At 39.7% G+C, this 13,665-nt stretch carries 12 protein-coding genes; 2 read left to right on the top strand and 10 right to left on the bottom strand.

Translation table 11 applies throughout. The features are described 5' to 3' along the window. Positions 1-6: 6 nt before the first annotated feature. Positions 7-2,091 (bottom strand): hypothetical protein, encoded by a 2,085-nt coding sequence (locus R2S10_RS16430; protein WP_316841510.1) that lies wholly within the window; start codon positions 2,089-2,091, stop codon positions 7-9. Between the two features lie 234 nt (positions 2,092-2,325). Between R2S10_RS16430 and R2S10_RS16425 the strand changes: the two genes are divergently transcribed. Next, positions 2,326-3,342: a hypothetical protein gene (locus R2S10_RS16425; protein ID WP_316841509.1), complete on the top strand. Its 1,017-nt coding sequence runs from the start codon at positions 2,326-2,328 to the stop codon at positions 3,340-3,342. A 144-nt stretch (positions 3,343-3,486) separates the two neighbouring features. Here R2S10_RS16425 and fabG read toward each other — a convergent pair whose 3' ends face one another. From fabG to sucD, 9 genes are all read right to left on the bottom strand, one after another. Beyond that, positions 3,487-4,230 (bottom strand): 3-oxoacyl-[acyl-carrier-protein] reductase, encoded by a 744-nt coding sequence (fabG, locus tag R2S10_RS16420; protein WP_316841508.1) that lies wholly within the window; start codon positions 4,228-4,230, stop codon positions 3,487-3,489. 45 nt (positions 4,231-4,275) lie between these two features. Continuing rightward, the gene (locus R2S10_RS16415) at positions 4,276-5,328 is read right to left on the bottom strand and encodes an agmatine deiminase family protein (protein WP_316841507.1); all 1,053 of its coding nucleotides are present in this window, start codon (positions 5,326-5,328) and stop codon (positions 4,276-4,278) included. Further along, positions 5,312-6,187 (bottom strand): carbon-nitrogen hydrolase, encoded by an 876-nt coding sequence (locus R2S10_RS16410; protein WP_316841506.1) that lies wholly within the window; start codon positions 6,185-6,187, stop codon positions 5,312-5,314. Before R2S10_RS16410 ends, R2S10_RS16415 begins: the two co-directional genes overlap by 17 nt. Before the next feature lie 81 nt (positions 6,188-6,268). Then, entirely contained in the window at positions 6,269-6,472 is a 204-nt protein-coding gene (locus tag R2S10_RS16405; RefSeq protein WP_316841505.1) for a cysteine-rich CWC family protein, read from the bottom strand. Positions 6,473-6,911: 439 nt separating this feature from the next. Then, entirely contained in the window at positions 6,912-9,290 is a 2,379-nt protein-coding gene (locus R2S10_RS16400; RefSeq protein ID WP_316841504.1) for a ribonucleoside-diphosphate reductase subunit alpha, read from the bottom strand. Positions 9,291-9,398: 108 nt separating this feature from the next. Then, positions 9,399-10,373 carry a ribonucleoside-diphosphate reductase small subunit gene (locus R2S10_RS16395; RefSeq protein WP_182957209.1) on the bottom strand — a complete coding sequence of 325 codons (975 nt, stop codon included), beginning with the start codon at positions 10,371-10,373 and terminating at the stop codon, positions 9,399-9,401. A 381-nt stretch (positions 10,374-10,754) separates the two neighbouring features. Next, entirely contained in the window at positions 10,755-11,153 is a 399-nt protein-coding gene (locus R2S10_RS16390) for a septal ring lytic transglycosylase RlpA family protein (protein WP_316841503.1), read from the bottom strand. A gap of 109 nt (positions 11,154-11,262) precedes the next feature. Beyond that, entirely contained in the window at positions 11,263-11,742 is a 480-nt protein-coding gene (locus R2S10_RS16385) for a methionine-R-sulfoxide reductase (protein ID WP_316841743.1), read from the bottom strand. 141 nt (positions 11,743-11,883) lie between these two features. Further along, complete coding sequence (gene sucD / locus R2S10_RS16380) at positions 11,884-12,756, bottom strand: succinate--CoA ligase subunit alpha (RefSeq protein WP_182957212.1); 873 nt, start codon at positions 12,754-12,756, stop codon at positions 11,884-11,886. Positions 12,757-12,999: 243 nt separating this feature from the next. On the opposite strand from sucD, the gene R2S10_RS16375 reads away from it, so the two are divergent. Next, the gene (locus R2S10_RS16375) at positions 13,000-13,431 is read left to right on the top strand and encodes a hypothetical protein (protein ID WP_316841502.1); all 432 of its coding nucleotides are present in this window, start codon (positions 13,000-13,002) and stop codon (positions 13,429-13,431) included. The last annotated feature ends 234 nt before the right edge of the window (positions 13,432-13,665 follow it).

Below are 13,665 nucleotides of genomic sequence, written 5' to 3'. Positions count from 1 at the left end.
TGGGAATTAAATTTCGCCGTTTCTCTTTCTGAAAAACCACTCCAAGCTAAGCAATAAGATGATCATCACAAACAACCATTTAAAATTTATCAGCTCTTCGTATTTCAGGTCCTCATAACTGAGGGTTTTGATCTGATCATTCTTCTCAATGTCCTGCTGGATTTTTAGCAGGTTTGCCGGCAGATAAAGCTTACCATTGGTCTGTATTGCCATATTATAGAGCAATTGGTGGTTGGCAATCGTTTGCTGGTATTCGGCAATCATGGCATTGACGTAAAAGGCCCCCTGAGCCTGATACTTCTTATCTCCCAAAGCAGTACTGGCGCTAAAAGTATAATTCCCGGCGGGTAACATGCCGGCGTCCAGCTGATAAGTAGTTCCGGTTCTTGAGAAAAGGAAATTATACAATTTCCCTGCTTCATTTTTAAGCTGCAGACTTACATCAGGTGTATTCAGTGGCACATAGCTATCATTGTATAGCACTGCATTGATCAATACATTTTCATTTTCCTCAAAAGTATTTTTCGCAGGAGTAACCTTAAACTTGCGCTTGTCGTCTTTGACCGCAAGGTATTGCACTGTTTTTGAAATCAGATCATTCAATACCGAATTGCTCAAGCCGTCTTTTGCTTCCGACAATTTCCAGCGCCATAGTCCTTCTCCAATCAGGTAACCGGATTTCCTGCCATTATCATTCACAAAAAACAATTGTGGCACATCCGTTTTAATCTTTCCTATCCGTTGTTTCAGTGCTACAAAACCAATTCCATTTAGCATTACCTTTCCAAAAGGAGCGAGTAAGGGATCAAAATCTTCAATCACTTTAACCGCAGCAGGATCAATACCAAAGGTGCTGAAATCAGTATTTACTGTAGGAAAAGCTTCCTGAATACCTGTACCCGCTCCATTAATGCTCACTAATTTCTGCAAGGCATTAAAGCGGTTAACATCCGTTTGTGCGCCAACAACATACCATACCGGTACATTTACCTGCTGCATTTTGCCTATAAAAGCTGCTGCATTCCGCTGTACATCCGGTAACTGATATAAGATCAATAAACCATAATCATGGGGGTTCAATGAATTCAAATCATCTCCCAAGACGACTTTTAAATCGTAATTTTTGTTGGCACTCAAAGCCTGCTTAATCACCGAAAGATCCGGATGTGGCCCTGCAGCAGCGATCAACACCTTCTGACGTGCATCAATTACCTCTATAAAAATCTGTTGGGTATTGTTCTTTTCTGAAACCTCATTAGCCAAGGGGCTCAACTGAAGCGTATATTTTTGGAGGCCCAATTTATTGGCCTTAATTGTCATCGGAACGGTAGTCGCAAACGCATTTCCAGCGATAGGTACGACTTTTTCCTGCAGCTGCTTTCCATTTTCAAACACCCTCAATTTTGCCAGTTCCCCTTTACTTTCGAAAGCCTCTACCTGCACCTCAATTGTAAACTCGTTGTTCAGGTACACCAGATTATTATGGTTCACATTCGCTACTCGCAAATCTCGTTTAGGAATGGTATCTCCCAGTGCAATGGTATATACCGGTGCTTTTAGTTTGTTTAAATCATACAATGGACTTCCACCACGGTTAAAGATGCCGTCTGAGGCCATAATAACTGCGCCTACATTCCTATTCAGGTACTCGTCATTTAAGCGGTTAAACAGCGCCGTAGCATTACTCAGCTTGCCCTGGTTCTTAAAATCAAAGCCTGTCTTTACACTATCACTAAAATGATAAACTTTTAGCTCATACTTTGCAGCAAGCTGATCCCTTAATTTTTGTAAATCCGATTCATATTGTTGCCGGTTAAAACCTGCAGGCTGAACATGGCCAACAGAAAGAGAATTGTCCTGCGCAATGATAATGATTGGCTTTTCCAGCTGATAACTTAAATTCCTGACCAAAGGAAAAAATAGCAAGCCTAAAATCACCGCAATCACAACTGCCCTTAGCGAGGCTAAAAACCATCGAAGCCGAGGCTCCAAATGCGAAGTTTTACGATAAGCGATATAAGCGAAGAGCAATCCGATGAGCAGACAGCCAATCAAAGTCATTATCGTATAAAAATTAAAGGAATTGCCCATAGTACAAGGCTAAGATGCTAAATTTTGAAAAATAAAATCAAATTATTTCCATAAAATCAAGAGGAAGCAAATCGGAAAGATAAGCAAATCCCAGGCTGGCCTATGAAATCAGGGGGGGGCTGTCTTTTCCCGCCCAAGAAACGAGTGTAACATTTTAACTATGAGTATATTATAAATAATTAAAGAATTGGTATATTGATTTTTTAACCATTATAAATCAATAAATAACTTCTTATGAAAAAACGCTCTAAAGAAACTCAGAAGAGTTTTCTGAAAATTGCCTGCATCATTGCAGTCTCCTTAACCGTTTTACAATCCTGCAAAAAGGACAAATCCAATCAACTTTCTGAGCAGAACGTTACTGCTAAAAACGTCACACACACCAATACCGTTTCAGGCGTATCCGGCAATACTTGTTATAAAGATGGGCCACTTATTACGATCACCGATGCAAATGGAATAAAAACAGTGCTGCCTAGAACCAAGATAGAGTGCTATATGGTGGATTTGAACTGGACACCTCCAGGATCTGGATGGATCCCTAGAACTCGCCCAACAGGAACGGTGCCTAATGTACCCCCGCTGCCTCCAGAAATCCCTTTGGAAATCGTTAAAGGCATCGATATTGAGATTAATAATGCTTGTTTAAATACTAAAATCCAAAATATATTCTTGGAGACCAGTATCTCTTTTACAATCACTGACATCATTAGAAAAATAAGTAGAAACCCCTATTTTTTCGTGAAAAACACTATAAATGATGGTTCTCTTCAAAGCCAGTATGCTTCAACAACATCTACTTACAGCGTAAATGCGATAGTGAGTCCGGTTCATGTAGACAACACCATTGTTCTCAATAAAAATATATTATCAGGTGCAAACCAAAATTTCCTTACCTCATTAATTATCTATGAGACCATGTATGGTTGTTTTACTGATGGATCAGGAGCAAGCACGCCAGCATTTGGTGTCGCATCACTAAGAGACTTAGATAAATGGCGTCTGACTACAGAATACATACAGCCTCTGGTGGATTATTTAACGAAAAACAGTTCCGTTCTCATGCAAAAAGAAGATGCACTTGCACTTGCCTGGTACTTCTTAAGAACCACTAACGCCTATACTGATGATGATTCTTCTTTCGATTATAAGGACGATCAGGATCAATCTGAAATCACCATGAGTAAAGCTGCAATTGAAAGTCGGAATGCAAGCCTGTTGGCTAGCTTTTCCGGTGCGGGATGTAATTAACACCAGCGCATTCGCGGTTTTTTACGCATAAAAAAGGAGTATCTGTGTGAAGGCCCAGGAAGTTTGCCCCTTCAGGCAAAGGTTCCAGCCAGAACACCGATACTCCTTTTGAAAAGCGCTTATTTTAAAGCGCCCTATAATATCTTACAACATACCACCGCAAACCGACAATACCTGTCCAGTCACGTAAGCACTCATATCAGAAGCTAAAAACACGCAAACATTTGCCACATCTTCCGGCTCACCTGCTCTTTTCAATGGAATTCCTTCTTCCCATCCTTTTACTACTTTCGGATCCAGTACATCCGTCATTTCTGTACGGATAAAACCTGGTGCTACCACATTCGTACGAATGTTACGAGAACCCAGTTCTTTTGCTAATGATTTAGAAAAACCAATGATACCCGCTTTAGAAGCGGCATAATTCGCCTGACCTGCATTTCCCTGAACACCTACTACGGAACTCATATTGATGATCGAACCTTTACGGGCTTTCATCATCACTTTAGAAGCAGCTTTAGACACATTGAACACAGATTTAAGGTTCACATTGATCACATCATCCCAGTTTTCTTCGCTCATACGCATTAGTAAACCGTCTTTAGTGATCCCTGCATTGTTGACTACGATATCCAATGTACCAAAATCAGCAACGATGTCATTGATCAATTGATCTGCCTGGTCGAATTTCGAAGCATCTGAACGGTATCCTTTAACTTTGGTACCGAAGCTTTGCAGCTCTTTTTCTAATGCTTCTCCTTTTTCTACAGAAGACAGGTAAGTAAAAGCAACGTTAGCACCTTGCTCCGCAAATTTCTCTGCAATCTTACGGCCGATTCCTTTTGAAGCACCGGTGATCAATGCTGTTTTTCCTTCTAGTAATTTCATTATAAATATGTTTGGTTAATATTTTGTACTTATTTCCGCAATCAATTAAATCGCTGGTTCCTGCTGACTCAAGCAATGGAAGCTTCCTAATCCCCAGATGATATCTGTAGAATCGATACCTACCACTTTTCTATCCGGGAAAACCTCCTGAATAATTCTCAGTGCAATCTCATCATTCACATCTCTAAAAGTAGGAACGATCACTGCCGCATTGGCAATATAGAAATTTGCATAAGAAGCTGGTAAACGGGTATCTTCATGAATCACTGGCGAAGGCATTGGCAATTTTACAATATTCAATGGTCTACCGTCTAATAAGCGCATCTCTTTTAGCGCTTCCAGGTTTTCCTGTAAAAGAATATAGTTTTCATCCAGTGGATTACTTTCTACGACTGTTAAAACCGTATCTTCATTTACAAAACGGGTTATGTCATCGATATGACCATCGGTATCATCACCAACAATGCCATCACCTAACCAAAGGATTTGCTCAGCCCCATAGAACTCCAATAAATATTGTTCTATCTGTTCTTTTGTCAAATGAGGATTTCTGTTTTTATTTAACAGACAAGCGGTAGTCGTTAAAATCGTTCCTGCACCATTAAATTCTACCGAACCACCTTCCATTACAATTTCAGGAAGGTAAAGTGGCAAGTTAAAATGCTGGGCAATTTTAGTTGGAATTACATCATCCAGGTCGAATGGAGGATATTTACCACCCCAGGCGTTATAACCCCAGTCTACCACTACTTTTTTATCTTTTGCTGTGTTCAATAAAAATGCCGGACCATGATCTCTGCACCAGGCATCATTACTTGGGTTCATATAAAACTCCACCTGACTTAAATCAGCGCCAACTTTTTCAAGTTCTGCAATGGCAAAAGCCTTAGTTTCTTCATCATTGATGTTGATTCTAACCTTCTCGCCAGTGGCTACGATTTTAATAAACTCGCAATAAGGACCGTAAATGGTATCCAGTTTTCCTGGCCATGACGCTTCCTTATGTGGCCAGCTCAACCATGTTGCTTCGTGCTTTGCCCATTCGGCAGGGAAACTGTATCCTGCTTTTTTGGGACTATCATTAAATAGATTCGTCATCTATATATCTTTTGGTGATTTGTGAATAACTATCGATACGTCTGTCGCGTAGAAATGGCCAATGCGTCCTATAGCTGTCAGATTTTGACAAGTCAAGTTCTACAACTTTCAATTCTTCCTTGCTATGGTCTGCCTGATACAATAATGTTCCAAAAGGATTGGATACGAATGATCCGCCCCAGAAAGCAACGCCAGCTTCTTCACCTACGCGGTTGATGCTCACTACAGGAACACCATTTGCGATCGCATGAGAGCGCTGAATCATTTGCCATGCATTATATTGTTCTACATTGGTAGCTTCATCCTGAGTGGTTGCCCATCCGATTGCTGTTGGATATACCAAAAAGTCTGCACCCATTAACGCGGTTAAGCGGGCAGCTTCCGGATACCATTGATCCCAGCAGATTAACACCCCAATTTTTGCAAACTTGGTTTTGAATACTTTATAGCCTAAATCACCAGGAGTGAAATAGAACTTCTCATAAAATCCAGGATCATCCGGGATGTGCATTTTGCGATATTTACCCAGGTAAGCACCATCTGCGTCTAATACGGCAGTGGTATTATGGTAAAGGCCTTCTGCTCTTTTCTCGAATAAAGAAGCTATGATTACTACATTCAGTTCGGCAGCTACTTTCGACAGCACATCTGTTGATGGGCCTGGAACAGACTCTGCGAGCTTAAAATTCTCATAATTCTCTTCATCGCAGAAATACAATGAAGTAAATAATTCCTGCAGACACACGACCTGTGCGCCCATAGCGGCGATTTCTCGGATCTTAACGATCGCCTTATCTAGATTCTCTTGTTTATTACCGGTACAACTCATCTGCACCAATCCAACCTGTACTTTAGCCATTCTATGAAATTTTGTGATACAAAGTTAGCAGAAAATAATTTCCGCTCTAATTGTTATTTGAAAGATGTGTGGACAATGAAATTACGCGGATACCATGTCTCGATATTCCTGTTGAAGTTCGAATAAGCATTTGGCACAAAGACAGCTTTCATAATGTTCGCTGATGTACTGTACTTCATTCAGGTTCAATTGGACCGCGCTACACTGACATTTTGTGTAGGAGTTGGCCTTACACTCAATAGGTGTACCGCAACGCTCGCATGGAATTATTTCGTGTTTGGCCATTATTTCACAAAGATACAAGATCGCAGATTAAGCTGTGTAAACGTTAATAAATATGACAAATCACTTATTTACAAGGAAAAAGCATGTGGATAAGTCTGTGTACAACCTGTGGGGAACGCGTTAGGAACCTGTTGGCAGCAAGTGGACAACCTGTTTATAACCTATAGTCCCATTGTGAACAACTTTTCTCACTGTGGATAACCCTGTGTAAAACCTGTTGGCAAGCTGTGGGGAACACGTTAGGAACCTGTGGGTAATCCTTTAGAAAACGTGGATAAGAGTGGATAATCCTGGTTTAATTGTGCAGAACATCATTATAACCTGTGGACAAACTGTGTAGAACTACAAATCAAAATGTGGATAACCTATATTAAACCAGCATAAAAAAAGGGCTAAGTATTGATCCTTAGCCCTAATAGTTTAAACGTTTAGATTGGAATTAACCAGAGCAACTAATGCAACCTTCTTCCATTGAACAAACCGGTCCGTCAGTAATTTCTTCTACCACCTGATCGATATGGGCAGGAATTACCGGTTCCATGTTTTTACCGGCCTGATTCTCTACTGTAAATTTAACAGCTTGAGAAGCGGCTTGCGTACGTAAGTAGTACATACCGGTTTTCAATCCTTTTTTCCATGCGTAGAAATGCATTGAAGTCAGTTTCGAAGTGTTTGGTGCATTGATAAACAAGTTTAGGGATTGAGACTGGCAGATGTAAGCACCTCTATCGGCAGCCATATCAATAATGCTACGCATTTTGATCTCCCAAACTGTTTTGTACAATTCTTTAATATAATCAGGAATCTCAGCAATGTCTTGAATCGATCCATTCGCCAAAATAATTCTGTCTTTCATTGCCGGAGTCCAAAGACCCAATGCAACAAGGTCTTTCAACAAGTGCTTGTTCACTACTACAAACTCACCACTCAATACCCTTCTTGTGTAGATATTAGAAGTATAAGGCTCGAAGCACTCATTATTTCCTAAGATCTGGGAAGTAGAAGCAGTAGGCATTGGTGCAACCAATAGAGAGTTATAGGCTCCATTTTTAACTACGTTTTTACGTAGCGTTTCCCAATCCCAACGGTTACTGTCTGGCTGTACATTCCAAAGATCAAACTGGAACTTACCTTTCGACAAAGGAGAACCTTTGAAAGTTTCGTAAGGACCGTTAACCACTGCAAGGTCATGCGAAGCAGTCATTGCCGCGAAGTAAATCGTTTCGAAGATTTCTTTATTCAATTGACGGGCACCATCACTTTCGAAAGGTAAACGCATTAAGATAAAGGCATCTGCTAGTCCCTGTACACCCAGTCCGATTGGTCTGTGACGCATATTAGAGTTTTGAGCCTCTATTACAGGGTAGTAGTTATAATCGATGATCTTGTTCAGGTTTAAAGTTGCCTGATAAGTTACATCATATAATTTTTGGTGGTCAAACTCACCATTAATCACGTATCTAGGTAAAGCTAATGAAGCTAAGTTACATACAGCAACTTCATCTTTAGAAGTATACTCGATGATCTCTGTACATAAGTTAGAGCTTTTAATTGTACCCAGATTTTGCTGGTTAGATTTGCTGTTAGCAGCATCTTTGTATAACAAATATGGTGTACCCGTTTCGATTTGTGAATCCAGGATAGCGAACCATAATTCCTGAGCTTTGATCGTTTTACGTGCTTTTCCTTCTCTTTCATATCGCTCATAAAGCGCATCAAATTCTTCGCCAAAGCAATCTGCTAAACCTGGTGCTTCATGTGGGCAGAATAAACTCCACTCTCCATCTTCTTCTACACGTCTCATGAATAAATCACAAATCCATAGTGCATAGAATAAATCACGCGCACGCATCTCTTCTTTACCATGGTTCTTACGCAGGTCAAGGAAGCTGAATACATCTGCATGCCAAGGCTCTAAGTAAATCGCAAAGGCACCTTTACGTTTACCTCCACCCTGATCTACATAACGTGCAGTATCGTTGAACACTTTTAGCATTGGAACGATACCATTACTTGTACCGTTTGTACCACCGATATAAGATCCTGTAGCACGGATATTATGAATGCTTAGTCCGATACCTCCTGCACTTTGAGAGATTTTAGCCGTTTGTTTCAACGTATCATAGATTCCTTCAATACTATCATCCTGCATCGTTAATAAGAAACAAGAAGACATCTGAGGTTTTGGTGTAGCGGCATTAAACAAGGTTGGTGTAGCATGCGTAAACCAACGCTCACTCATTAGGTTATATGTTTTGATCACACTGTCGATATCCCCTTTATGAATACCTACAGAAACGCGCATGAACAAATGCTGAGGACGTTCCACAATCTGACCTTCGATTTTCAACAGGTATGATTTTTCCAGTGTTTTAAAACCGAAATAATCGAAACCAAAATCTCTGTCATAGATAATAGTGCTATCCAGGATATCAGCATGTTCTTGAATCACTTCCCACACATCATCTGCGATCAGTGAAGCCGATTTTCCAGTTTTACCATCGATATACAAGTATAAACTTTCCATCGTTTTTGAGAACGACTTCGTAGTGTTTTTATGTAGGTTCGATACCGCAATACGGGAAGCCAGCAAAGCATAATCAGGATGTTTCGTAGTTAAAGATGCGGCGGTTTCTGCTGCAAGATTATCAAGTTCAGAGGTAGTTACCCCATCATATAAACCTTCAATTACCTTCTTGGCAACATCAATCGGATCTACCAGTTCGACATTAAAACCATAACATAACTTCTCAATCCGAGCCGTTATCTTATCAAACCTAACCGCTTCTTTACGGCCATCTCTTTTTATTACAAACATATTTTTCAGCTTTTTAAAGGTGCTGATCGGGAGGTGGTAAAGATCCCGGCAAAGGCACCGAATTTCAATTATTTATTTAGGTCACTTTCTGTAAAAAGCAGAAAGTATTTAAAAGTCGTCATCTAAAGAGAAAGCTGCTGCTTTATCTTCTGCTGAAGTCAGGACACCGCTCTTTTGGTAATCACCTACTCTTTTTTCAAAGAAATTGGTTTTTCCCTGTAGAGAGATCATCTCCATAAAATCGAATGGGTTGGTGGCATTATAGATTTTGGTATAACCCAATTCCTGCAACCATCTATCTGCAACGAATTCTATGTATTGAGACATCAGTTTGGCGTTCATTCCGATCAGTGCTACCGGCAAAGCATCCGTTACGAATTCTTTCTCGATTTCTACTGCATCACGGATGATGCCATGCACCTGCTCTTCGCTTAATCTGTTTTTCAGCATGCCATATAACAGGCAGGCGAATTCACAGTGCGAACCTTCATCTCTGGAAATCAACTCATTACTGAAAGTTAATCCCGGCATCAGGCCACGTTTCTTTAACCAGAAGATCGAGCAGAAACTACCGCTGAAGAAGATTCCTTCTACCGCAGCAAAAGCCACCAAACGTTCTGCAAAGCTACCGTTTTCAATCCATCTTAAAGCCCATTCTGCTTTTTTCTTCACACAAGGAACGGTATCAATGGCATGGAATAACCTGTCTTTTTCTTCAGGGTCTTTGATATAAGTATCGATTAAAAGCGCATAGGTTTCAGAGTGGATGTTTTCCATCATAATCTGGAAACCATAAAAGCAACGTGCTTCCGGAAGTTGCACTTCACTCATAAAGTTCACTGCAAGGTTTTCATTTACGATGCCATCACTTGCCGAGAAGAAGGCAAGAATATGAGAGATGAAATGTCTTTCGCCATCATTCAGATTGTCCCAGTGCTTCTGATCATCGGAAAGATCAATTTCTTCCGCAGTCCAGAAACTAGCTTCACTCTTTTTATACATTTCCCAGATTTCAGGATATTTAATTGGCAAAAGAACAAAACGATCTTTGTTTTCTCTTAATAATACTTCTTCTTCTTGCATAAGCATCTTTTTAATAAGGATAAATGTATAGAATAATTAAAAAGCTCTAAAGGATTCCAATCGCCAGAGGATCCGTACTTAGTTTTGAAAAGATGAAAAAGAAAATTACTTCTACCTACCTTAAACGACTAAATATTAAACCTTTAACTGGAAATACTGATGTGATTCACTTAAGAACTTTGTAATAACAAATATAAAGTTTGGCGTCAGGATTTGGTTACAATAGTTGTTAACAAGCGGTCATATTTATCAACACGCTGAGAACAAATTGACATAGGAATTACCTTGAATTTTGCTATTTATTTCTTTTTATCGATTACTTGATTAGTAAACGATGTTAATAAATAGGCCTAAACTGAGCAGATCAAAAGATTTTTTGCACTATTCCGAGTAGAGCTGGTAGCTGATTTCTACTTTCGAATGCCCTTTACTGTAAAAGCCTAGTTTTTTTGCCGCACCGGCAGAAAGATCAATGATGTATTTTTTACTGTGTGGACCTCTGTCGTTGACCTTCACATCTACCGTTTTACCATTAGAAAGGTTTTTCACGGTAACAATTGTGCCGAAGGGTAATGATAAATGAGCTGCTGTCATTTTATGAGCCCGGTACCTGGTTCCACTGGTGGTCCGGCGGCCTTCAAATTTCCTGGCATAATAAGTAGCATAACCTGTTTTTGTGCGTACCGTTGTATCCGCTTGTATCGTTTCGTTGGGGTTGTCTACTCCGGCAGAAATGCCTGTGAAAGACAACATCAAACATAAAAATAAGCAATACTTCATATTTACAATTGTTGGTGAAAGGACAAACATAAGCAAACTCTTTCCGGATAAACAAGAAATGCCCAGTAAGTTATCACTGGGCATTATAGCAATTTCACTAAAAGTTCGATTATTTCTTATCAGGAACAAAGGACATAGAGATCGAGTTCACACAGTTCCTTGTATTTTTTCTAGTGAAGCCTTCGCCAATAAATACGTGCCCCAAATGTGCCTTACATTTTGCACATACAATTTCGGTACGCATCCCATCTGCATCAGGAATTCTTTCTACTGCGCCTTTGATCTCATCGTCAAAACTTGGCCAGCCACATTCCGACTCAAATTTATTTTCAGAGGTAAACAAAGGGGCATTACAACGCCTGCATACATAAGTCCCTTTTTCCTTATTATTCAGCAGCTTTCCAGTTCCGGGATATTCCGTTCCTTTTCGAACGATCACATCTTCTTCTTCTTTGGTTAATTTGTTCCAGTCCATATTCTTACTTGTTTTTTGGGCTTGTTCTTTTTTATCTCTTTGCGCACAGGCCGTTAAGCTAGTGATGACTAACAAACCGGCCAAGATAAATGTTTTGTTGATCAGGGCTTTCATTCTCATCTCCTTTATTTAAGACAATATACGGCCTTATGGCTTTTAAAGTTTTCCTTTTATGCCATAATACGGTCATCCTTAAATAAAAAAAGCTCCGATGAAAATTTCACCAGAGCTTTTAATTTATACAAGAAGATCTTATTATTTCTTCAATAAAGCAGCCATTGCTTCACCGATTTCAGCAGGACTTTCTACTACACGGATACCACATTCAGCCATAATTTTCATTTTTGCAGCAGCAGTATCATCCTCGCCACCAACGATTGCACCAGCATGGCCCATTCTACGTCCCGGAGGCGCAGTCTGACCAGCGATGAAACCAACAACAGGTTTAGTACCATGTTCTTTGATCCAAAGCGCTGCTTCAGCTTCCATACCACCACCAATTTCACCAATCATGATGATACCTTCAGTTTCTGGATCGTTCATTAACAATTCAACCGCTTCTTTTGTAGTTGTTCCAATGATCGGGTCACCACCGATACCGATAGCAGTAGTAATACCTAAACCTGCTTTCACTACCTGATCAACCGCTTCATAAGTTAAAGTACCGGATTTTGAAACCACACCTACCGTACCTTTTTTGAAGATAAAGCCTGGCATGATACCGATTTTTGCCTCATCAGCAGTAATGATACCTGGACAGTTTGGACCGATTAAACGGCAATCTCTGTCAGAAATATATTCTTTTACCTGAATCATATCCTTTGTTGGAATACCTTCAGTAATACAAACGATCACTTTAATACCTGCTTCAGCAGCTTCCATAATGGCATCTGCAGCAAAAGCTGGCGGAACAAAAATGATAGATACATTAGCACCGGCTTTATCAACCGCATCCTTTACCGTATTAAATACGGGCCTTTCCAAATGAGTCTGGCCACCTTTGCCTGGTGTTACACCACCAACAACGTTAGTTCCGTAATCTATCATTTGAGAGGCATGATAAGTACCCTCATTTCCAGTAAAACCCTGAACAATAACTTTTGAATCCTTATTTACTAAAACACTCATGTATCTAATTTTTTTTGTGCAAATCTAAGCTAATTGAAATGGATTGTCAAATTCATTACCATTTTTATTACAATCGATTTTCATTTTTTTCGACAATCAATTTTCTTTTCTTTTGAAACGTCAAATAAACAACAATTCATGTAGAAAAAACGATGATGTATATTATATATTGATCATTGTCACAATTTTTTTGTTAGTGCAGGCAAATACTACTTTCTTTACAGAAAAAAACAACGAACTAGCATGCAGCCTTTAAGTATCGTATTCAAAATCATCAACATAGGAAACGGAAAATTCCTGACGACAAAAAACGAAGTGAGTAACCTGATTGTAGATGTCATCAACAGGAATCCTTCGCAACCTTCTAATATTCTTAGACAATTAACCATTAAAGAATTTCAAGAAGCCCCTGCGGCACAGAAAGTGTTAACCAGCAACGAAAACTTTTTCATACAGAAAGTAAGTGATGTAGAAATCGCCATTACTTATTTGCCAAAGGAAAAAGATCTCACAGATCAGTTTTATACCCAATGGAGATTTATTCAAGTCTCAGAACCTTATAAACTCGTTCAATATTTAGACGAAGATAAGGTGGTAGTCTATAGCGATAGAACTAAAGTAATCCACACCATTAAACTAGACAAGACCATCAGTGTAGTGGTAAACGAGGATTAATCCAAGCGGCATAAACTCGTATTTCTTTTCTATTTTCAAAAAGCTCTAGCCCCAATCCTAAAGAGGGCTTTAGCTTCCTGTATGCCCAATATTTCCAGAAGGGCACTCCTTCCTAGTACTCAAAAAACAGGCCTCTAATCAGGCACAGATAGAAATCCTTTGGGGAAAATCATGATCATTAATAATAGCGGCGAGAATCCCGCCTGAGAGAGGCGACCTACACGGGGATACTGA

It is taken from the genome of Pedobacter gandavensis (genome assembly GCF_032678745.1).
GTDB classification, from domain to species: domain Bacteria; phylum Bacteroidota; class Bacteroidia; order Sphingobacteriales; family Sphingobacteriaceae; genus Pedobacter; species Pedobacter gandavensis_C.
Note: the sequence above shows the minus strand (reverse complement) of the source record. Positions and strands in the feature narration are given on the sequence as shown.